The organism is Kribbella albertanoniae (assembly GCF_004348455.1).
GTDB classification, from domain to species: Bacteria; Actinomycetota; Actinomycetes; order Propionibacteriales; family Kribbellaceae; genus Kribbella; species Kribbella albertanoniae.
In genome coordinates, this window is record NZ_SMKA01000163.1 from 1 (window position 1) to 20,930 (window position 20,930).

General features: G+C 68.6%; 20 protein-coding genes. 8 read left to right on the plus strand and 12 right to left on the minus strand.

The features are described 5' to 3' along the window. Positions 1 to 796 precede the first annotated feature (796 nt). A complete protein-coding gene (locus E1261_RS28305) occupies positions 797 to 1,375 on the plus strand; it encodes a hypothetical protein (RefSeq protein ID WP_132411783.1) in 579 nt (192 codons plus the stop codon). On the opposite strand, the gene E1261_RS28310 is transcribed toward E1261_RS28305, so the two are convergent. From E1261_RS28310 to E1261_RS28320, 3 genes are all read right to left on the minus strand, one after another. Then, on the minus strand, positions 1,319 to 2,344 hold the full coding sequence (locus tag E1261_RS28310) for a threonine aldolase family protein (protein WP_132411785.1): 1,026 nt from the start codon (positions 2,342 to 2,344) through the stop codon (positions 1,319 to 1,321). The two genes, E1261_RS28305 and E1261_RS28310, sit on opposite strands and share 57 nt — an antisense overlap. Continuing rightward, complete coding sequence (locus tag E1261_RS28315; protein ID WP_132411787.1) at positions 2,341 to 3,714, minus strand: class II 3-deoxy-7-phosphoheptulonate synthase; 1,374 nt, start codon at positions 3,712 to 3,714, stop codon at positions 2,341 to 2,343. The genes E1261_RS28310 and E1261_RS28315 overlap by 4 nt, the downstream gene beginning before the upstream one ends. Positions 3,715 to 3,793: 79 nt before the next feature. Beyond that, positions 3,794 to 4,558, minus strand: coding sequence for a lysophospholipid acyltransferase family protein (locus E1261_RS28320; RefSeq protein ID WP_132411789.1), 765 nt, complete (start codon positions 4,556 to 4,558; stop codon positions 3,794 to 3,796). Positions 4,559 to 4,845: 287 nt separating this feature from the next. Here E1261_RS28320 and E1261_RS28325 point away from each other — a divergent pair, with 287 nt between their 5' ends. The 5 genes from E1261_RS28325 to E1261_RS28345 are packed head-to-tail and all read left to right on the plus strand — an operon-like array spanning position 4,846 to position 8,756. After that, positions 4,846 to 5,616, plus strand: a complete 771-nt coding sequence (locus E1261_RS28325) for an alpha/beta hydrolase (protein WP_165952691.1) — start codon at positions 4,846 to 4,848, stop codon at positions 5,614 to 5,616. Next, complete coding sequence (locus E1261_RS28330) at positions 5,609 to 6,265, plus strand: hypothetical protein (protein ID WP_132411791.1); 657 nt, start codon at positions 5,609 to 5,611, stop codon at positions 6,263 to 6,265. Before E1261_RS28325 ends, E1261_RS28330 begins: the two co-directional genes overlap by 8 nt. A 55-nt stretch (positions 6,266 to 6,320) precedes the next feature. Beyond that, positions 6,321 to 7,550: an ornithine cyclodeaminase, nickel-pincer nucleotide-dependent gene (locus E1261_RS28335; RefSeq protein ID WP_132411793.1), complete on the plus strand. Its 1,230-nt coding sequence runs from the start codon at positions 6,321 to 6,323 to the stop codon at positions 7,548 to 7,550. 26 nt (positions 7,551 to 7,576) lie between these two features. Then, on the plus strand, positions 7,577 to 7,999 hold the full coding sequence (locus E1261_RS28340) for a nuclear transport factor 2 family protein (protein WP_132411795.1): 423 nt from the start codon (positions 7,577 to 7,579) through the stop codon (positions 7,997 to 7,999). Between the two features lie 4 nt (positions 8,000 to 8,003). Continuing rightward, positions 8,004 to 8,756: an enoyl-CoA hydratase-related protein gene (locus E1261_RS28345; RefSeq protein WP_132411797.1), complete on the plus strand. Its 753-nt coding sequence runs from the start codon at positions 8,004 to 8,006 to the stop codon at positions 8,754 to 8,756. On the opposite strand, the gene E1261_RS28350 is transcribed toward E1261_RS28345, so the two are convergent. The 8 genes from E1261_RS28350 to E1261_RS46515 all read right to left on the minus strand — a co-directional run bounded on the left by E1261_RS28350 (position 8,753) and on the right by E1261_RS46515 (position 17,646). Further along, complete coding sequence (locus E1261_RS28350; protein WP_132411799.1) at positions 8,753 to 9,865, minus strand: hypothetical protein; 1,113 nt, start codon at positions 9,863 to 9,865, stop codon at positions 8,753 to 8,755. The genes E1261_RS28345 and E1261_RS28350 overlap by 4 nt on opposite strands. An 8-nt stretch (positions 9,866 to 9,873) precedes the next feature. Beyond that, the gene (locus tag E1261_RS28355) at positions 9,874 to 12,180 is read right to left on the minus strand and encodes a glycoside hydrolase family 95 protein (protein WP_132411801.1); all 2,307 of its coding nucleotides are present in this window, start codon (positions 12,178 to 12,180) and stop codon (positions 9,874 to 9,876) included. Positions 12,181 to 12,197: 17 nt separating this feature from the next. Beyond that, complete coding sequence (locus E1261_RS28360) at positions 12,198 to 12,881, minus strand: endonuclease/exonuclease/phosphatase family protein (RefSeq protein ID WP_132411803.1); 684 nt, start codon at positions 12,879 to 12,881, stop codon at positions 12,198 to 12,200. Continuing rightward, the gene (locus tag E1261_RS28365) at positions 12,878 to 14,008 is read right to left on the minus strand and encodes an ROK family glucokinase (RefSeq protein ID WP_132411805.1); all 1,131 of its coding nucleotides are present in this window, start codon (positions 14,006 to 14,008) and stop codon (positions 12,878 to 12,880) included. The genes E1261_RS28360 and E1261_RS28365 overlap by 4 nt, the downstream gene beginning before the upstream one ends. 70 nt (positions 14,009 to 14,078) lie before the next feature. After that, on the minus strand, positions 14,079 to 15,038 hold the full coding sequence (locus E1261_RS28370) for an ROK family glucokinase (protein ID WP_132411807.1): 960 nt from the start codon (positions 15,036 to 15,038) through the stop codon (positions 14,079 to 14,081). Continuing rightward, positions 15,029 to 15,424 carry a hypothetical protein gene (locus tag E1261_RS28375; RefSeq protein WP_132411809.1) on the minus strand — a complete coding sequence of 132 codons (396 nt, stop codon included), beginning with the start codon at positions 15,422 to 15,424 and terminating at the stop codon, positions 15,029 to 15,031. The genes E1261_RS28370 and E1261_RS28375 overlap by 10 nt, the downstream gene beginning before the upstream one ends. Next, entirely contained in the window at positions 15,421 to 16,731 is a 1,311-nt protein-coding gene (locus E1261_RS28380; RefSeq protein WP_202875097.1) for an ArsA family ATPase, read from the minus strand. The genes E1261_RS28375 and E1261_RS28380 overlap by 4 nt, the downstream gene beginning before the upstream one ends. Positions 16,732 to 16,737: 6 nt before the next feature. Then, positions 16,738 to 17,646, minus strand: a complete 909-nt coding sequence (locus tag E1261_RS46515) for an SRPBCC family protein (protein ID WP_132411811.1) — start codon at positions 17,644 to 17,646, stop codon at positions 16,738 to 16,740. 105 nt (positions 17,647 to 17,751) lie between these two features. Here E1261_RS46515 and E1261_RS28390 point away from each other — a divergent pair, with 105 nt between their 5' ends. After that, positions 17,752 to 19,539 carry an AMP-dependent synthetase/ligase gene (locus E1261_RS28390; protein WP_132411813.1) on the plus strand — a complete coding sequence of 596 codons (1,788 nt, stop codon included), beginning with the start codon at positions 17,752 to 17,754 and terminating at the stop codon, positions 19,537 to 19,539. Here E1261_RS28390 and E1261_RS28395 read toward each other — a convergent pair whose 3' ends face one another. After that, positions 19,540 to 20,082, minus strand: a complete 543-nt coding sequence (locus tag E1261_RS28395) for a TetR/AcrR family transcriptional regulator (RefSeq protein WP_238176484.1) — start codon at positions 20,080 to 20,082, stop codon at positions 19,540 to 19,542. It abuts the gene before it with no gap. 70 nt (positions 20,083 to 20,152) lie between these two features. Here E1261_RS28395 and E1261_RS28400 point away from each other — a divergent pair. Continuing rightward, positions 20,153 to 20,930 (plus strand): saccharopine dehydrogenase family protein (locus E1261_RS28400; protein WP_132411815.1); only part of this gene is annotated, 778 nt, incomplete at its 3' end.

The window sequence follows — 20,930 nt, forward strand, 5'->3', positions numbered from 1 at the left end:
GTCCCACCCCGCCATCCCCGGCCCGACAACACGAGCCGATATCCGCTCGTGTTGGCGGCTCAGCTGAGCGCCGTACCCGCAACGTCCGAAGGACCCGCACGCCTGGCCTGCGGATCGTCGGACGTTGTGACGGGGATGACGGCAAATCACCCGGACATCGGACAGTAGGACCGGATATCCGTTCAATGTGCTGGTTCTCCGCTCAAATAACGAGGGGAGAACCAGCAACTTGAGCGGAGATCCCCTCGTTTTCCGCACAGCAGCCGAAGCCCGCCACCCCAGGCAACGTGAAGCCGCGGTCACCGGACCTCGCCATCCCCCCCAGCCACCGCGGCGCCCAGCCACCCCGTCCTTCGATCGGCCGGACGCGGCGATCAGCCACAGCGCACATCGCCGGCCGAGAACTTTCGACTGGCCCCCACTCGACTGCCAACCCCCTCAGACAGGGGTTGCCCCTTCAGATGGGGGTGCCCCCTGAATTTCCGATGGGCAACCCCCATCTCAGGGGATATCCGTTCAACTGAGCCCTTCTCCCCTCGGATATTCAGGGGAGAAGGGACCAGTTCAGGGGTTCTCCGTTCAAATCTCTGGAGGCGGAGGCGGAGGTTGGTGTGGACGGGCAGGCCATCACAAGTGCGTGTGCGCGGCGAAGCCAGGCCTGGGTGGCGGTGATTCGGGCACTTGTGATGGGCTGGGGGTCCGCGATCGACGCCGTACCGGCTCGCGTCGGCGCCTCGACCGACTGGCCCTGAAGGACCCGACCGAAAGTGTCCCCGGGCTGCGCTAGGTTCGCGGTATGACAGGTGCAAATGCAGCTTTGGTGCTGGCTGGGTTGATGGTGTCCGACGCTCCGCGGGCGGAGTTCGAGGAGGCGTTCCGGCCGTTTGCTCCGTTGATCGGCAGCTGGGATCTCGACGTCAGCTGGTACGACGACGAGGGCCGGGTGACGCGGGAGACCAGGGGCGAGTGGCATTTCGCGTGGGCGCTGGACGGCCGGGCGGTCGCCGACATCTGGATCACGCCCAGCCGGGCGGCCCGGGCGACCGACGGTGATGGCGAGTGGGGCCTGACCATCCGCCTACACGATCCCGAACTGGGTGCCTTCCGGTCCACCTGGATGGGCCCGAAGCATGCCGTGGTGATGACGTTCATCGGGCATTCCGGCCCGGACAGCATCACCCTCGAGGCCCGTGAACCGAAGTCCGCGAAGACGCGCTGGATCTTCACCGAGATCACGCCGGACAGCTTCCAGTGGCGCAACGAGGACGAGGACGCCGACGGCACGATCATCGTCCGCCAGCGTTTCGTGGCCCGGCGGTCAGGCACCCAGGAGGCGGGCGAGGATCTCGGCGGCGGTACGGCAATCGGCGGCTGATGCGTCGAGGTGCGTGACGACGCGTAGCTGAGTGGCGCCGACGCCGCCGACGAGCAGGCCTTCGGCGCGGGCGACCGAGACGACCTCGGCGACGGTCTTGCCAGTGACGGAGAGATCGGCGATGACGATGTTGGTGTCGACCTGGTCGGGTTTGACCGAGCCGGGCGCGGCGTCAGCGAGGACCTCGGCGACCAGGCGGGCGTTGGCGTGATCCTCGGCGAGGCGGTCGAAGTTGTGGTCAAGCGCGTAGAGACCGGCCGCAGCCAGTACGCCGGCCTGCCGCCAGCCGGCGCCAAGGCGCTTCCGCCAGATCCGTGCCTCACGGATCAACTCGGTGGACCCGACGAGGACCGACCCGACCGGGGCACCCAGGCCCTTGGACAGACAGACACTCGCGGCGGTCGCGCGGACGCCGTACGAGGCAAGCGTGCGACCCGTGGCGACGGCTGCGTTCCAGAGCCGAGCGCCATCCAGGTGCAGCGGGATTCCACGGGATTCGAGCTCGTCGGCGAGAGCGTCGTACCCGTGCTGGATCGCACCGCCACCGAAGTTGTGCGTGTTCTCGACCGAGACGGCCGAGGTGGTGACGAAGTACGGGCCGAGGTCGGGCGCGATCAGCGCTCGGATCTGCTCGAGGTCGATCTGCCCGGCCGGCGCGCTCCACGTGCGCGTGGTGACGCCGCTGACGGCCGCGTGCCCACCGAGCTCGGCGCGCACCACGTGGGCGCTCGCCTCGCACAGCAGCTCCCCGCCGCGCGGGACCAACGCCTGTACGCCGAGCAGGTTCGCCAGCGACCCCGTGGTCGTGAACAGCCCGGCCTCGTGCCCGAGCAGTCCCGCGACAGTCTCCTCGAGCTGGTTGACGGTCGGATCCTCGCCGTACACGTCGTCGCCGAGGGGCGCGCTCGTCATCGCCGCCAGCATCCCCGCCGACGGCCGGGTGACGGTGTCCGACCGGAGGTCGATCATGCCCGTGCGGCCCGCAGCCGCTCGGCGACCAGGAACGCGAGCTCGAGCGACTGGTGCCGGTTCAGCCGCGGGTCGCACGCCGTCTCGTACCGGTTCGCGAGGTCCTCGGCGACCAGCGCCTCACCACCACCGACACACTCGGTGACGTCGTCGCCGGTCAGCTCGATGTGCATACCGCCCGGCCACGTGCCGACCTGCTGGTGCGCGTCGAAGAAGCCCTGGACCTCGTCCATCACCGCGTCGAAACTGCGCGTCTTGTACCCGTTCGGCGTCTCGAACGTGTTGCCGTGCATCGGGTCACATACCCAAGCGATCGGCGAACCGTGATCACGCACAGCCTCCAGCAACGGCGGCAGCCCGTCGCGGATCTTGCCCGCGCCCATCCGGGTGATGAAGGTCAGCCGGCCTTCGATGCCCTTCGGGTTCAGCTTGTCGATCAGGGCCCGGATGTACTCCGGCGTGGTGGTCGGCCCGATCTTCACACCCAGCGGGTTGCTCAGCGACGCCAGGAATTCCACATGCGCGCCGTCCAGCTGCCGCGTCCGCTCCCCCACCCACAGCAGATGGCCGCCAACGTCGTACGGCTGCTCAGTGCGTGAGTCGATCCGGGTCAGCGCGTGTTCGTACTCAAGAATGAGCGCCTCGTGCGAGGCGTAGAAGTCGACCGTCTTGAACTCGTCCGCCGTCGCACCACAGGCCCGCATGAACGCCAGCGCCCGCTCGATCTCACTGGCCAGCTGCTCATACCGCTGCCCCACCGGCGACGACTTCACGAAGTCGGTGTTCCAAGCGTGCACCTGGTGCAGGTCGGCGTACCCACCCGTGGTGAACGCGCGCGTCAGGTTCAGCGTCGCGGCAGCCGCGTTGTAGACCCCGCGCAGCCGCTGCGGGTCCGGGATCCGGGCCTCGGGCGTGAACTCCAGCCCGTTGACAGCATCACCCCGGTACGTCGGGAGCGTGACACCGTCCCGAGTCTCCTCACCGGAACTCCGTGGCTTCGCGTACTGCCCGGCGATCCGCCCGACCTTCACGACCGGCACACTCGCGGCGTACTGGAGCACGACGGACATCTGCAGCAGCACCCGCAGCTTGGCCCGGATGTTCTCCGCGGTCACCCCGGCGAACGTCTCCGCACAGTCCCCACCCTGGAGCAGAAACGCCTCACCCCGCGCCACCGCCCCGATCTTCGTCGTCAGGTCGTCACACTCACCCGCGAACACGAGCGGCGGCAACGTCCGCAACTCCCCGATCACCTGCTCCAAAGCCACCGGATCAGGCCACTCAGGCTGCTGCAGCGGCTTGAGCCCCCGCAACTCGTCCAAACTCGGAACCCCAGGCACTTCCCCGGCACTCAACGTCGCGAATTGCATGCCCTAACCCTAAGCGACCCCCACCACCCGCACACCACCGTCTCAGTCACACCCGGTGCGCAGGCGACGGAGCGAGGCGTCAGGAGGCCTTGGTGTCGCCCAGGCGGAGGTGGTCGTCGACTGATTCGCCGGCCTTGATGAGTTCCTTGGCCTTGTCGGCGTACATGTCGACGTACTCCTGGCCGGACAGGTCCATCAGGGCGTACATGATCTCGTCGGTGACCGAGCGGAGGACGAAGCGGTCGCGCTCCATGCCCTCGTAGCGGGAGAAGTCCAGCGGCTCGCCGACGGCGACGCCGGGGCGGTTCATCCGCGGGAAGAGCTTGCCGGGCTCACGGCGCCAGACCTTCGGCAGGATCGAGCCGGGCGGCTGCAGTTTGTGGGTGTCGATCATCGCGACCGGGATCACCGGGACGCCGGCGACGATCGCCATCCGGGCGACGCCGGTCTTTCCCTTGTACAGGCGGCCGTCGGGTGAGCGGGTGCCTTCGGGGTAGATCCCGAACAGCTGGCCCTTCTTCAGGATGTCCAGGCCGGTGTTCAGCGCGGCCAGCGAGGCGCGGCCGCCGGAGCGGTCGATCGGGATCTGGCCGATGGAGCGGAAGAACGTCGCCATCAGCTTGCCCTTGAGCCCGGGAGCGGTGAAGTACTCCGACTTGGCCGGGAAGACGATCTGCCGCGGCACCGCGACCGGCAGGAAGATCGAGTCCGAGAACGCGAGGTGGTTGCTGACCAGCAGCGCCGGGCCGTCGGTCGGGATGTGGTGCAGCCCGGTCACTTTCGGCCGGAAGAAGAGCTTCACGAATGGTGCAACGATGAACTGTCTGATCAGCAGGTACAGCATCCGCCTCGACCTCCGTCACTCGCCCGACATGCTCCGCCACCAACCGAGTACCCATCCATGGTCGGCCCCTGGTGCCTCAGACACCAGTGCCTGCCGGTGCGGAGACTACGTTCCAGCTTCCCCCTCAGGCAATGTCACCGCCAGGAATGTTGATGTTGCTCACCGTGTTGTCACCTGGATGCAGACTGGATGAAGTCCAGATGCGACCATTGATCCCGCGGCGGGTGGGGGCTGTTGCCACCGATGAATGCCGTCTGTGAGGAACCACGACCGGCGAGGAGTCGACCGTGCCAGTGCAAGTCCACGCGGAGGAGTTCCGCAGCTCCGGGTCCGGCGAGAACGCCGGTGTCGGCGTCCTGCTGAGCCACGGATTCACCGGCTCACCGCGCGCAATGCGCCCGTACGGCGAGCACCTGGCCGATCTCGGGTACGGCGTGGCCGTGCCGCGGCTGCCCGGCCACGGGACCACGTGGCAGGAGATGAACCGCACCAGCTGGCAGGAGTGGTACGCCGTACTGGACAACGAGCTGACCCGGCTCCGGCAGGAGCATGAGCAGGTCGTCGTCATCGGCCTGTCGATGGGCGGAGCGCTCGTCCTCCGGCTGGCCGAGGAGCGCGGCGCCGACATCGCCGGTGTGGTCCTGATCAACCCGTCGGTGAGCACCGAGGACAAGCGGCTCGGACTGCTGCCGGCGCTGTCGAAGGTGATCCCCTCGTTCCCGGGTATCGCGAACGACATCAAGAAGCCCGGCGTCGACGAGGGCGCCTACTCCCGGATGCCCCTGAAGGCGGCGCTGTCGCTGTCGAAGCTGTGGAAGGTCGTCCAGGCGGATCTGCCGAAGGTAACCCAGCCGGTGCTGCTTTTCCGCAGTACTGTCGATCACGTGGTCCAAGCCAGCTCAGCCCGCCGCGTCCTCACGTCGATCTCGTCCCGCGACGTGACCGAGACCCTGCTCGAGGACAGCTATCACGTCGCGACCCTGGACAACGACGCGCCACGGATTTTCGAGGACTCGGCAGCCTTCATTGCCCGCGTGACCGGCCCCGCCGATGCGTGACAACGGTCTGACCGCCGCGGAGTACACCTCGCTCGGCGGAATCGATGCGCAGGTGGCCGAGCCGGTCCTGGCCGCGCTGGCCAAGGCGGGCATCGCGGCGTACTGCGAAACTTCCGAAGAGGTGCCGGACGAGTTGTTCGTCGACGCCGGCCAGATCGACCAGGCCCGCCCGGTGATCGCGCGCAGCACCGAGGACGCGGAGTGGAAGTCGCTGGTCCAACAGTTCAACGCGCCGTCCGCGCCCGGCCACGACGGCGGTGAGACGCCGGTGCCGCGGTGGCCGGCCAGCGAGGATGTCGACGAGAAGTACGAACCGCTGATCGACGTACCGGCCGGTCTGATCGTCGGTGACGAGCCGGAGGACGAGCCCGAGCCCCGCCCCAAGCGGGCAGCCGACGACCCGCACGACCACTACGTCCCACCGGAGCCGACCCGCGGCCCGAAGCTCGACTGGATCAGCCGGCTCGCCTGGCTCGGTCTGCTCGGTGGACCGATCCTGCTGATCCTGGCCGCCCTCTTCGACTTCGGCGACAGCCGGATCACCGCCCTCGCCGTGGCCGGCTTCATCGGCGGCTTCCTCACGCTGGTGATCCGGATGAAAGACCGCCTCCCCCAGGACGACACCCCGGACGACGGAGCTGTCGTGTGAGTTAGCATCAGCAGATCGTCGGACAATCTGACGTTCTTGGTGAGGGAGGTACCCCGTGCAGGTCAGCGAGACGGTCGAGATCACCGGCCACCTGATGGATTCGGGGTTGCTCTCCCGGGTGCTCGACGACATCCGCGGGTACGGCGGTGAGTACACGCTGGACAAGTTCGACCTGGGCTACGACAAGGACGACCCGTCGACGGTCCGGATGACGGTCGGTGCGGACGACGAGGAGTCGCTGCAGCGGCTGCTGATGCGGATCCAGACCAAGGGCGCGAACCTGGTCGACCCCGGTACGCCGGAGATCGCCGAAGTCAGCCAGGACGGTGTCTTCCCGGACGGTTTCTACTCGACCACCAACCTGCCGACGAGCGTCCGGCTGGACGGTCACTGGGTGACGGTGCAGAACCCGGAGATGGACTGCGGCCTGCTCGTCGAAGACGGTCGCGTGCGGACCATCCCGATGTCGGAGGTCAAGGCCGGGATGCGGATCATCTCGAGCGCGCAGGGCGTCAAGGTGACCCCGCCGATCGTGGCGAGCACTGAAGAGGGCTTCGGTTTCATGGAGTCCGACGTGTCCAGCGAGAAGCCGCAGCGGGTGCTGGTCCAGCAGGTCGCGGACGGGATGCGCGAGGCGAAGGCGAACGGCCTGAAGGTGCTCTGGGTCGGCGGCCCCGGCATCGTGCACACCGGCGCCGCGCCGGCCATGGTCGCGCTGGTCGAGGCCGGTTTCGTCGACGTCCTGTTCGCCGGGAACGCACTGGCCACCCACGACATCGAATCTTCGCTCTACGGTACGTCGCTCGGTGTCGATCTGGCCCGCGGTCGTGGCGTCGAGCACGGCCACGAGCACCACATCCGGGCCATCAACACGATCCGCAAGGCCGGTTCGATCGCGGCCGCCGTCGAGCAGGGGGTCCTGACCTCCGGCGTGATGCACGCACTGGTCAAGAAGGGCAACAAGTTCGTGCTGGTCGGATCGGTCCGCGACGACGGCCCGCTGCCCGACGTCTACACCGACGTACTCGAGGGCCAGCGCGCGATGCGCAACGAGCTGGCCGGTGTCGGCTACTGCCTGATGGCCGCGACCATGCTGCACTCCGTTGCCACCGGCAACATCCTGCCGTCCTCGATCCCGCTCACCTGCGTCGACATCAACCCGGCCACCGTGACCAAGCTCGCGGACCGCGGCTCCACCCAGGCGCGCGGTATCGTCACCGACGTCGGCCTGTTCGTCGAGCACTTGGCCCGCGAGCTGTCGCCGACGTACGCCGATCTGAAGTAGGCCCGCCGAACAGGAGACAGCAACCGATGACACCGGACTTCGAGTCGTTCCTGCGCCGATTCGAAGAGGCCAACTCCGCGTTCGTGAACGGCGATGTCTCGCAGTGGATGCCGCTGGTCTCACGCAGTGAGGTGAGCTCGATCTTCGGCGGCTTCGGTGGCTTCGAGACCGGAAGCACGCAGGTCGGCGCGCGGTACCAGTGGGCCTCGGCCCAGTTCGCTCCGAGTGGAGCGAAGGTCGAGTTCGAGTACCTGGACAAGCACGTCGGCCCCGACTCGGCGTACACGGTCGCGATCGAGCGCTGCACTGTCCGGTACGTCGACCGCCCGGGTGAGCATCATCACGAACTGCGGGTGACGATGGTGTTCAGGGCCGAGGATGGCGACTGGAAGATGGTCCACCGGCACGCGGACCCCCTGAACCGCAAGGCAACTCCTGAGGTTGGATAACCCCATGACCGAACTCGTTCACCTGAGCATCGCCGACGGCGTGGCGACCATCACCCTGGACTCTCCGCACAACAAGAACGCGCTCTCCCAGCAGCTCACCGGCGAACTGCTCGAGCACCTGGAGAGTGCCGCCGCTGACGACGCGGCCCGAGTGATCGTGATTCGGTCGGCGCTCGACGTGTTCTGCTCCGGTGCGGACATGTCCGAGGCGACGAGTGTCGGTATGGGCGTTGGCGCGCAGCGGATGGTCGACGTCCAGCGCGCCATCGTGGCGAACCCGAAGCCGGTCGTCGCCCGCGTCTCCGGACCGGTCCGCGCCGGCGGGATCGGCATCGTCGCGGCAGCCGACATCAGCGTCGCCGGAGCCAGTACGACGTTCGCCCTGACCGAGGTCCGGCTCGGACTAGCGGCCGCGACGATCTCGCTGACCGTGCTCGCCCGCTTGAACGACCGGGCGGCGGCGTACACCTTCCTGACCGGCAACGCGTTCGACGGTCTGGAGGCGGCCCGCTTCGGCCTCGTCACGCTCACCGTGGCCGACGACGAACTGGACACCGTCCTCGACTCCCTGCTCGAGTCCGTCCTCAAGGGCGTCCCGCAGGGCCTCCGCGAGACCAAGAAGCTGCTCAACCGCGAACTCCTCGCCGACATCGACGCCCGCGGCACCGACCTCGCCGAACTCTCCGCCGGCCTCTTCGGCTCCCCCGATGCCCAGGAAGCCATGCTGGCCTTCCTCAACCGCAGGAAGAAGAGCTAGGAAACGAACCTCCACCACCGGTCGCGCTTGGGGCCACGAAGCTTGCTTCGGCGCGGCCAGCGCTGGCCGAGTCCGGACACCCAGCGCTCGATTTCTTCGGACGCCGAGAAGTCGGTGCCTTCCCGCGACCAGCGCTGGATGCGCTCTGACGACCCGGCACCGCGGGACAGCTCGGACAGCACCACCGGCTGCCCCACCGCGGTGACCTGCAGATAGGTGGCTTCGATCCGCTGGTAGTGCCCCACGCACAGCCCTCGCGGCTGCACCCGGAACTGACGTCGGGTCTCAGAGTGCGGGCCGATGCACAAGCGGACATCGGTGCGCGGCACCGGGAACTGGATGAAACGCTGCAGAAGGTTCGCGAGCCGATAAAGTTCGACCTCGGACAACGCCTCGACGTACGCGGACTCGAGCGGTTTCAGCAGGCGAAGCAGCTCGTCGCGGCGGAGCGGACCGCTAGGCAGATCGCGCAGCTCACTCCCCAGATAGTGCAGCCGCGAGAGCGAAACCATCCAGACCGAGCCGGCCCACCAGTTCACGGCGAGCAGCACGACCGCCAGCACCACCTGGGCCCAACCGCCCACGACGATCCGGCCCGCCTCCACGCGCCAAGGCAGGACCGCGAGCAGCAGCACCACAGCCGCGCCGTACGCGACCCAGGCCGACGGATCACGCAGGCTCATCGGGTGATACCTGCCGCCGGGCCGCCGAGGCAGCGCCCGCGAGCGCATCCCGAAGACGAACGGATTGCCGCTGCTGGTGACCTCGCGGAACACCTGCAGAGCCTGCTCGGGCAGATGCAGATAAGGCAGGTACGCCGTGATGCGATGGGCCAGGAATGCCCCGGTGAACGCGTGCGCGACCGTCAGCGCCAGCAGACCGACCCACGCGAAGTCGAGCGGAAGGGTGACGCCACCGAGGGACACATCCGCGCTGCCGGCGAACAGCCGGCCGGCGATCGTGGCGAGACAGAGCACGGCGCCGATCGCCAGCAGGCGGGAACACACCTTGGCGCCGGTGAGGATCCGGGCGCTCTCGGATGCCTGGTCGGGCCGGCTGAGATAGTCGGCCCGATACTCACGCCAGGCGCGGCTGGAACGTTTCGCCATTCACGCGATTATGGCAGCGCCAGGAGGTCGAGCCGGTACGCCGTTCCAGCGACCAACGTGATCGGGACGCGACTGTCGCCGTACCGGATGGTGCGGTTCTGGTCGTGGTCCGCTGTCAGGGTTACGGACCGGCCGTCCGGGGACCAGGTGAGGTCGACGGTGACGCCGCCGCGGGCGCGGAGGCCGGTGATGGTTCCGGTCGGCCAGTCGGTCGGGAGCGCCGGGAAGAGTTCGACTTCGCCGGTGTGGCTTTGGAGGAGCATTTCCGCGATCCCCGCGGTGGCGCCGAAGTTGCCGTCGATCTGGAACGGCGGGTGCGCGCACAGCAGGTTCGGATAGACGCCCGCGCCGCTGCCGAGGTAGTCGGTCTTGGTGTGACCGGCCAGGGTCAGGAGAGCCAGGACCAGCCGGTGCGCTCCGGCACTGTCGCGGAGCCGCGCCCGGAGATTGATCTTCCAGGCCAAGGACCAGCCGGTCGCCTCGTCGCCGCGGAGGTCCATCGTCCGAGTGGCCGCGGCCGCGAGTTCCGGCGTGCCGTCCGGGGTAATCAAGTCGCCCGGATGCAGACCGATCAGATGCGACATGTGCCGGTGGTGCGGATCCTGCTCGGGCAGATCCGCCGCCCACTCCTGCAGCTGCCCCTGGCTGCCGATCGACGGATCCGGGATCCGCTTCCGGGCTGCCGCGAACTCATCCACCAGTACGTCGCTCAGCCCGAGCACCGAGGCGGTCTCGGCACAGCGGTCGAACAGGTCGGCGATCAACTCCAGGTCCATCGTGGCCGAGACCGTGACGGACGCCGGTTCGCCATCGGCGGCGACGTACAGGTTTTCCGGGGAGGTCGAGGGCGACGTACCGAGGGTGCCGTCGGGGAGCTCGGTCAGCCAGTCGAGGCAGAACTCCGCGGCCCCACGCAGCACCGGCCACGCCTGCTCGAGGAACTCACGGTCTCCGGTGAACGCGTAGTGGTCCCACAGATGCCGGACCAGCCAGGTGCCGGCCATCGGCCAGTTCGCCCACACCGGGTTGCCGTCGACCGGAACCGTCCAGCACCACGCGTCGGCGTTGTGGTGCGCGACCCAGCCGGCTGCGCCATAGCGTTCTGAGGCTGTACGGCGGCCCGCGGTGGCGAGGTGGCCGAGATAGCTGAGCAACGGCTCGTGGCACTCGGAGAGGTTGGTCGTCTCGGCCGGCCAGTAGTTCATCTCGGTGTTGATGTTGACCGTGTAGTTGGAACTCCACGGCGGCTGCAGGATGTCGTTCCAGATGCCCTGCAGGTTGGTCGGCAGGCCGCCCGGCCGCGAGCTCGCGATCATCAGGTAGCGGCCGTAGTTGAAGATCAGCGCCGCCAACGCCGGGTCGTCGCTGTGCGCCAGCCGCTCATCGGTCGGAAGCTCCGAGGCCGCCACAGCCGGGAGTTCCAGCGTCGAGCGGCGGTAGAGCGAGCGGTGGTCGGCCACGTGCTCGGCCAGCAGTTCGTCGTACCCGCGAGTGAGCGCAGCCTGCACCCGCTCGTCGGCCTCGGCGAAGCACTCCGCACCAGTCCGGGTCGGCGCGGTCGCGGGGTCCACATAGCCGGTGGCGGTCGACAGGATGATGGTGATTTCAGTGGCGTCCGCAGCAGACATCCCGCTGTCGGAGCCGTTGCTTGCGATGCGGAGCGCAACGGCCGCCGCCATCCCGCGGTCGGGCCCGTCCGAGTACCGCACCGGCTCCGGTACGTCGCGATGCGGCGGGGCCACGTCGGCCGGCGCCTGGAGCAGGAGCCCGTTGCCGACCGGCGACGTCTGCAGCTGCGAGATCAGCCGAGCGGTCACCCCGATCGGCGCCGAAGCCGTCACCCGCACGACGAACACGCCCGCCGGATGACTGACGAACGCTTCCTGCCGAACCGTCAGACCTCCGATCTCGTACTCGACGGTGGAGATCGCCGAATCCAGATCGAGCTCACGCCGGTACGACGTCGGCTGGCCGTCGACCGTGTAGTCCAGCAGCAGGTCCCCCAGCGGCAGGTACGCCTGCGAGTACCCCGCCTGGAACCCGGTGGCGAGCTCCTCGGCCCGCCGTACATCGCCGGCTGCGACCGCGTCGCGAACCGCCTGCACAGCCTGCGATCCGATCGCACCTCGCGGTACCGACAGCAGCCGCTGGGTCTCCGGGCTGCCGGACCACAGCGTCTCGTCGTTCAGCGCCAGCCGCTCGGTCCCGGGCCGGCCGAAACACATCACCCCGATCCGGCCGTTGCCCAGCGGCAACGCCTCCACCCACTCCCCTGCCGGACGGTCGTAGCGCAGGCTGCTCACCGGATTCCTCATGCGAGAGATCCTATGTCTCAGAGGTGCAGTTCAATCAAGAGGGGAAGGTGGTCAGATGCCAGCGGAAGGTCGCCGACGACCTCGGCCGGGATCGGCAACACCCGGCCGGAGAGCTCCGGCGTGACATGCACCCCGTCGATCCGCTTATGCGGATCACTCGAGCTGAACGTCGGCCCGGCGTCCGCGCCGAGATCGATCAGCCCTTCGTCGGCCAACCGCTGCCAGACCGGACCGTCCGGCGTCTCGTTGAGATCACCGACCAGGAGGTACGGCGTACCGAACGAGCGGCAGCCGCGCAGAACCTGCTCCAGCTCGTGTTGCCGGCCAAGAATGTGCAATCCGAGATGGCAGACCACCAGCGCCACCTCGGCCGACCCCAGCGTCACCCGCCCACCGACCGCACCGCCGGGCAGCTGAGTGGCGATCAGCCGCAGCCGACGCCGTACAAACGGACGCCAGATCCGCCAGTGCAATGCCCCGACCAGATCGATGCTCTCAGCAACCAAAACCGCGTTCCGAGCCGAAGCAGCGACGTACCGCAAGCCGAAACTCGCCGCCATCGCCCGCCGCTTCCGCCGAGTCCCCCACCAGGTAGGAGCCTCCTGCACCAGCATCACATCAGGCGCACAAGCCTTCACCACCCGCGCAAGCGCCTCCCGGTCATCACCCCACCGGTGGACGTTGTACGACAGGACCTTCATGCCTCCGAGTCGTCCAGCTCGACGGCGGACTCGGCAGAGGCGGCGCGCAGGCCGGTACGGCGGGCCGCTGACTTGCGGGCGGCTCGTTCGACTCGGGTGGAACGGCCTCGGGCGGCGGCCGTCTTGGCCGTCACGGCGGTCGTCTTCACCCGGACCCGGCGCAGCCAGGTCGCCTCTTCGCGCGCCAGGTCGGCGGCACCGACCATGCCGGCCTCGGGGCCGAGCACCGCGCGCACGATCCGCGCCTCCGGCCGGAAACCGCGACCGGTCAGCGTCCGCTTGAACGCCTCCCGCGCGGGAGCCAGCAGCAGCTCCCCCGCATCCGAGACGCCGCCACCGATCACGAACGTGCCCGGGTCGAGCGCCGCGGCCAGGTTGGCCAGGCCGATACCGAGCCAGCGACCGACATCCTCAAGCAGCTCGACCGCGACCGGGTCGCCGTCCTTGGCCAGCTCGGTGACCATCGGTCCGTTGATCTTCCGCGGGTCGCCACCGGCCGCCCGCAGCAGGTTGTGCGCAACCGGCGATCCGGACAGCGCCAGCTCACGCGCCTCCCGGGTCAGCGCGTTCCCGGAGGCGTACTGCTCCCAGCAACCACGGTTGCCGCACTCACAGCGATGCCCGCCCGGCACGACCTGCATGTGCCCGAACTCGCCAGCGATCCCGAACTTCCCGCGCTGCAGAGCCCCGTCGTTCAGGATGGCGCCGCCAATGCCGGTGCCCAGCGTGACGCAGACCAGGTGGCTCTCGCCCTGCCCGCCACCGAAGCGCCACTCCGACCAGGCAGCCGCATTCGCGTCGTTCTCAACCACGACCGGTACGCCGAGACGCCGCTCGACCGCATCCCGCAGCGGCTCGTGCCGCCAGGCCAGGTGCGGCGCGAACAGCACCGACGACCGCGTGCCGTCGACGAATCCGGCCGCTCCGATCCCGACCGCGATCACGTCGTGCCGCGACTCGAGGTCACGGACGATCTCGGCGATCGCGTCCTCGGTCTCGCGCGGGTCCTTGGTCGGCGTGTCCCGGCGCAAACGGTCCAGGATGTTGCCCTCGGGGTCGACCACACCGGCGGCGACCTTGGTGCCACCGATGTCGATGCCGATCGTCAAAGCCTGCGTCAGAGCCACACGAGCCTCCTCGTCGTGTCCCCCTCAGTAGGTCCAGTATCCCGCAGCACGCTAACCACGCGGCCGGGCCTCACAGAACCGGGACCGGACGGCGGGCCAGGTCGGCAGCGCCGATCAGACCGGCGTCGTTCCCCAGCTCGGCGAGCCCGAACGACGGGTGCGGCCGGTTGGACCGGGCCGGAAGGTGCTTCTCGAAGGCGACCTGGGCCGACTTCATCAGCAGCTCCTTGGCCGCGCTCACGCCACCACCGATGACGATCGTGGACGGGTCGAACAGCGTGGCGATGCTCGCCAGCCCCTCGCCCAGCCATCGGCCGAGATCCTCCAGCAGCTCCATCGCGCACGGATCGCCCGCGGCGGCAGCCTCGGTGATCATCGGCCCGGTCAGCTCAGCCGGGTCGGTGATCCCGCACACACTCAGCATCTGCGCCGCAGCCAGCGAACCGGACTCCGCCTGCGCACGTCCTTCGCGCACCAGCGCCCGGCCCGACGCGTACTGCTCCCAGCAGCCCCTCGCTCCACAGCCACAACGATGACCACCCGGTACGACGCGCATGTGGCCAAGCTCGGCTGCGACACCATGAGCGCCACGCAGCAGCTCGCCATCGATCACCACGCCACCGCCGATACCGGTCCCGACCGTGATGCAGACCATGTGCTCGGCAGCCCGCGCGGCACCGAAGGCGAACTCACCCCAGGCCGCGGCGTTCGCGTCGTTCTCCACCACCACCGGAATCTTCAGCTGCTCCGCGACCCGGGCCCCGAGCGGCTCGTCCCGCCAGGCCAGGTTGGGCGCGAACAGCACGGTCGACCGATCCGACGACACGAACCCGGCCGCACCGATCCCGACGGCCTCCACCTCATGCGCGGCGATCAGCTCGGCGGCCGCGTCGACGATCGCCGCAGCGGTGGCGTCGACCGAGTCGGCCGGGGTGTCGCGATGCGTCCGGGCACCGATCGTGCCGTCCGCGTCCACGACACCGGCGGCGATCTTGGTCCCGCCGACATCGATACCGATGGTCAGTCCCATGGTTCGGGGTCCTCACTCACGTCGATCCGGTCCACCTTCGGCGGAGCCGGCTCCTCTTCAGACTTCGAGGAACGCGACGCTGCGTCCTCCTGCTTCTGCCGAGCGACCTCGGCCGCGGCCTCCAGCAACGTACGCACCGAACCGAGCACCTGGGCGGCGGCCGTCGACAGCTGCTCGATCGTCTCCGGGCTGGTGTTGCGCACCTTGTTGATCAACTGACACACCGGGCACCAGACACAGTCCGGGCCCGCCTTGTGCTCATGCTCGTCTTCAGCCTCAGGCGCAGCTTCATGCTCGCCGCCATGAGTATCGGCAGCAGCCTGCAGTACGGCGAACAGCTTCGCGGCCTCCTCGGCGACCGTCCCGACCGGCTCCTTGGGAGTCATCGGCCCTCCCCGATCGCCGCCTCGCGGGCCTCCTGCTTGGCGTGGTACTCAGCCGTCAATCCCTGGGCCAGCTCAGAAGCGGCTTCCAACGGCCCGGCCGCAACGGGCACCTCGACCGGCCGCGCGACCTCACGCGGCGAGAACCGCACCTGCAGCCGCCCGTCGTCCAGCCGCGCCCCGGCCACCACACCCCGCGCCAGCGCCGCCGGCAGCGGCAGCACCCGCCGGTACGACCCGACGGTGATGATCAGCTCATCGCCGTGCCGGGCCAGCTCCAGCTCACTCGCGGAGGCCAGCGGCAACGGCATCGTCAGCGTGTACGTGCGGCCGTCGGTATCGATGTGCCGATCCACCCACAACGAGGTCTCTTCGGTAGCCCGCGCGAACGGATCGTCCCCGCCGTACATCTCAACAGCGAAAGCAGCCAGCTCCTCGACCCCGACAGGCTCACAAACCCGGTACGGCGACTCCCAGATCGGCAGCGGCCGGAACGAATCGGCCACCTCTTCCAGGATCCCGCGTTGAGCAGCAACCCACTGCCGGCGCCAGGTATCGGCTCCGGCCGCCGGGAACACCCGGTTGGCCACCACGCCGTCGACCCGATACCCGTACAGGGACAAGCGCGTGAGCGAACGTCGAGCCTCCGCCACCACCACGGCCTCCGGCGTCAGCACCAGCCGCACCGAAGCGTCCGGACCGGCCAGCAGGGCGCGGATGTCGGAGAGGTCGGCCTGCAACCGGCGCAGCGCGTCGAAGACGGTGTCGTCCGGCATCGGGATACTCGACGAACGGCTCAGGAACGGCCGGAATGTCCGCATCACCTTGCGCTCGGCGTTGAAGATCCGCTCCATGTACCAGTTCAGCGCATCGGGCAGTGCGAGCAGCCGCAGGGTCTCGGCGGTCGGCGCACAGTCGACCACGATCACGTCCCAGCGCCCGGACCGGACGTGGTCGCGCACCTCGAGCAGCGCGAGCACCTCCTCGGCGCCCGGCAGCACGGTCAGCTCCTCGGCCTCGATCGGGTCCACGCCGACCATGTGCAGCACCGACCGCAAGTACGCCTGGATGTCACCCCAGGAGCGCTCGAACCGGCGCTGCGCGTCGATCTGCTGGACGAACAGCAGGTCGTCGATCTCGGTCGGCTCCTGGCCGACCTCGGAGTCGAAGGCGTCCGACAGCGAGTGCGAGGCGTCCGTCGACAGCACCAGCGTGCGCAGACCGCGCAGTGCGGCGAGCGTGGCCGTGCCTGCGGCCGACGTCGTCTTGCCGACGCCACCTTTACCTGTGTACAGCAGTACCCGAGTCACGTCTGATCAGGACTCGACGCGCTTCTTGAGCCCCTTCAGGGCTGTGTCGATGATGACCTTCTCGGCCTTCCGCTTCAGCATGCCGATCATCGGGATCGCCACGTCCACTGCCAGCCGGTACGTCACTTCGGTTCCTTCCGGGCCAAGATCACGCAGCACATACGCGCCGTCCATGCCCTTGACCATCTTGGCCTCGACCAGCGTCCAGGTGACCTCGTTACGGGACCAGACGTAGTCCAGCGTGTACTCGTCGGAGATCGCGCCGGCGTCGACCTTGAACCGGACCTGCTTGGGCCGGCCGGCCTCGTCGGTGGACAGCACCTGGGTCTCCCGCATCGAGTCGGCCCACTCCGGGTACGCCGCGAAGTCCGCGATCACCGCCATGATCTCTTTGGGGGTCGCGTTCACCACGATGGTCGAGGTGGTCTGATCCGCCATCGATTCACCTCTTTGCTGCCGGGCCTGCTTAAACGGGTCTTGACCGAACGGGACGTGCACTGCCGGGAGTTGCTCAGAGCGAGAGACTATCGCGGCTTGGTGCCCGGGTCGTCGCTCGCCTGCGGCGCGGCCCGCTTCGGCTTCGTCCTTGAACGCCCACAGCCGCTCCCGGTACTGCGTGACGTACCGTTCCCGCACCCTGGTCAGCGCCCGGCCCCGGACCGGACGGGCCGGATCGACCCGCAGGTACCAGTGCACGACGACCCCGTCCCGGACCTGCTCCAGCCACCATTCCGCCGTACCGATCGCGGCGCCGGTAACGGCCCACCGCACGCCCTCGGCGCCACGCCGTTCGGAGGGGGTCAAGGTGAGCTCGGGCCACCACTCGCGCCACAGGGTGTCCGAACCGAGCCGCTCGGCGACGTAGGCTGGATCCGCGACGACCAGGTCGTCGCAACTGATGTCGAGTGTGGGCATGACTAGAACCTAGTTCCGTGGGTCACATAAACCTGGCTACTTCTGGGTAGGTGACTGTAGCGTGCGCCGGAAGTCGACAATTCGTGACCGACTGAGGAGACGCGGATGCGTGAGTACACCGTTCCTGCTGTGACTGAGCCGCCCACCGGCAGCCTGAGCGATGTCGTGTGGGCCAACGCGTCATCCCATCCTGACCTGCCGGTGTTCAGCCGCCGGGTCGGCGAGGCATGGCAGGACGTGACGGCGGCGGAGTTCGCCGCCGAGGTGATCGGGGTCGCCAAAGGCCTGATCGCGGCCGGCGTGAAGCACGGCGAGCGGGTCGCCCTGCTCAGCCCGACCCGCTACGAGTGGACCCTGATCGACTACGCGATCTGGAGTATCGGCGCGGTCACCGTGCCGATCTACGAGACCTCGTCGGCCTCCCAGGTGCAGTGGATCCTGACCGACTCCGAGGCCGTCGTGGCCGTCGCCGAGAACGCGACCCACGGCGCCGTGATCGAGTCGGCCCGGGCCGAGGCCCCGGCGCTGCAGGAGGTCTGGCAGATCGAGGCCGGCGCCGTCGACCAGCTCACCGAGCTCGGCCGCGAGATCACCGACGCCGAGTACGACAAGCGCCGTACGGCGGTGGCGCCCGAGGACCTGGCGACGCTGATCTACACCTCCGGCACGACCGGCCGGCCGAAGGGCTGCCGGATCACCCACGGGAACTTCTTCGCCGAACTCGAGCCGGCCGTCAAGATCCTCGACGAGCTCTTCGACACCAACGGCGCCAGCACCCTGCTGTTCCTGCCGCTGTCCCACGTCTTCGCCCGGATCATCCAGGTCGGCTGCGTGATCAAGCGGGTCAAGGTCGGGCACAGCCCGGACGTGAAGAACCTGGTCGCGGACCTCGGCTCCTTCAAGCCCACCTTCATCCTGAGCGTGCCGCGGGTGTTCGAGAAGGTCTACAACTCCGCCAGCCAGAAGGCGCACGCCGACGGCAAGGGCAAGATCTTCGACGCCGCCGCGGAGACCGCGATCGCGTACTCCCAGGCCCAGGACAAGGGCGGCGCGTCCTTCGGCCTCAAGGCCAAGCACGCCCTGTTCGACCGGCTCGTCTTCAGCAAGCTGCGCACGGTCCTCGGCGGCAAGGTCCAGTACGCCGTCTCCGGCGGCGCGCCCCTCGGCGACAAACTCGGCCACTTCTTCCGCGGAATCGGCGTACCGGTCCTGGAGGGCTACGGCCTCACCGAGACCACCGCCGCGGTCTCGGTGAACCTGCCGGACGACATCCGCATCGGCACCGTTGGACGGCCGCTTCCTGGTGTGACGGTCGCCGTTGCGGACGATGGTGAGCTGCTCTTCAAGGGCGGCCAGGTGATGTCGGGCTACTGGAACAACGACGCGGACACGGCGGCCGCCATCGACTCCGACGGCTGGTTCCACACCGGCGACCTGGGCGAGTTCGACGTCGACGGGTTCATCAAGATCACCGGGCGGAAGAAGGAGATCCTGGTGACGGCCGGCGGCAAGAATGTCGCCCCGACCGTGCTCGAGGACCAGATCCGCCTGCACCCGCTGGTCAGCCAGTGCATGGTGGTCGGCGACGCGCGGCCGTTCATCGCCGCGCTGATCACGATCGACCCCGAGACGATCATCCCGTGGGCGACCGCACACGGGAAGCCGACCGACGTCGCGTCGCTGACCGATGACGCCGACCTGATCGCCGAGATCCAGAAGGCCGTCGACGAGGCGAACGGCACGGTCTCCAAGGCCGAGGGGATCAAGAAGTTCGAGATCCTGCCGATCGACTGGACGCAGGAGTCCGGCGAGCTGTCGCTGAAGCTCTCGCTGCGCCGCCACATCGTGATGGCGAACCACGAGGCCGACGTCGAGGCCCTCTACACCAAATAATTAGCGCATCAGGCCGGCGAAGGCAGCGACTGCTTCGCCGGCCGTGATGCGCCCGTGGTTCAGCTCGACCGTCAACGCCTCGGCCGCGCCTAACAGGGCGAGGCATCGCAGCCGCAACGCCTTGGGCGCGAGTTTTGAGTGCGGCTTGAGCGCCGTCACCATCAGCTTGACGTAGTCACCCAGCAGCTCGTGCTGGGCGGCCTCCGCCTCCGGATCACCCTTCAACGCTGCTGACACCGCCGCGAACTCCGGCAGGTCTGTCGCACAGGCGAAGTAGGCCACGCTCAGGACCTGTGCGGTGTCGGCAGCACCCTCGAGCGCCTGCGTGACCGCGGCCCGATGCTGCTCGTCGAGCAGCCGATAGAGCGCCAGCAGCAACCCCGAGCGCGTGCCGAAATGGTCGTACACGATCGGCCGGCTGACCTCCGCCGCCTCGGCGAGCGTGACCAGCGTCAGCCCGTCGGTCCCCCGCTCGCGCACCACCGCGAGGGCAGCGTCGAGCAGCTGATCGCGCCTTGCCTGTTTGGACATCCGAGCCGCCATGACCCTCCTTGCGTCGCCCCAGATCCTAAGCTACAACTTGTAGCCTACAAAATGTAGCTTAGGAGGAATCATGCACCCGGTACTGCTGCTCGGCGGCTCAGGACAAGCAGGTTCGAGCACCGCCGCGATGCTCCGCGACTGGCATCCCGCCCTGCCCCTGACCATCGCCGGGCGCGACCTCGGCCGCGCCCAACACGTCGCCGACGACCTCGGTACGGCGACCGCCGCCACCGTCGACATCTCCCGGCCAAACCTCGGCCTGCCGGGCGAGGCGTCGTACTCGGCCGTCGTCGCGACCGTGTGGGACAAGCACCTGCACGGACTGCGGTACGCCCAGGATCACGGGATCCCGTACCTCAGCATCTCGAGCGGCATGACCGACATCGCGCCCGAGGTGATCGCAGGCGGCCAGCGCGCCCCGATCGTGCTGGCCAGCCACTGGGCCGCCGGGGTGATCACTCTCGCGGCGCTGGATGTGGTCCGCGAGTTCGGCCCGGTCGAGACGATCGAGATCACCGCGATCCTCGACGACCAGGACACCGGCGGCCCCGCCTCGGCAACCGACATGGAACGGCTGGCCGACGCATCACCCGCGGCCTACATCCGCGAGAACGGCACCTTCCGCTGGACCGCCGACACCGAGGTCGCCGTACCGACCCTCGACGGTCGCACGCTGCCCGGCCAGTACGTCGCGATCCTCGACGTACCGAGTCTCGCGCTCGCAACCGGCGCCCCGAACGTCCGCTTCGCCTTCGCCATGGGCGAGTCCTCCGGCCGCCGCCACCACGGCACCCCCTCCCACGACGTACAGATCCGCCTCACATCCGGCGCCCGAACCGCCACCCACA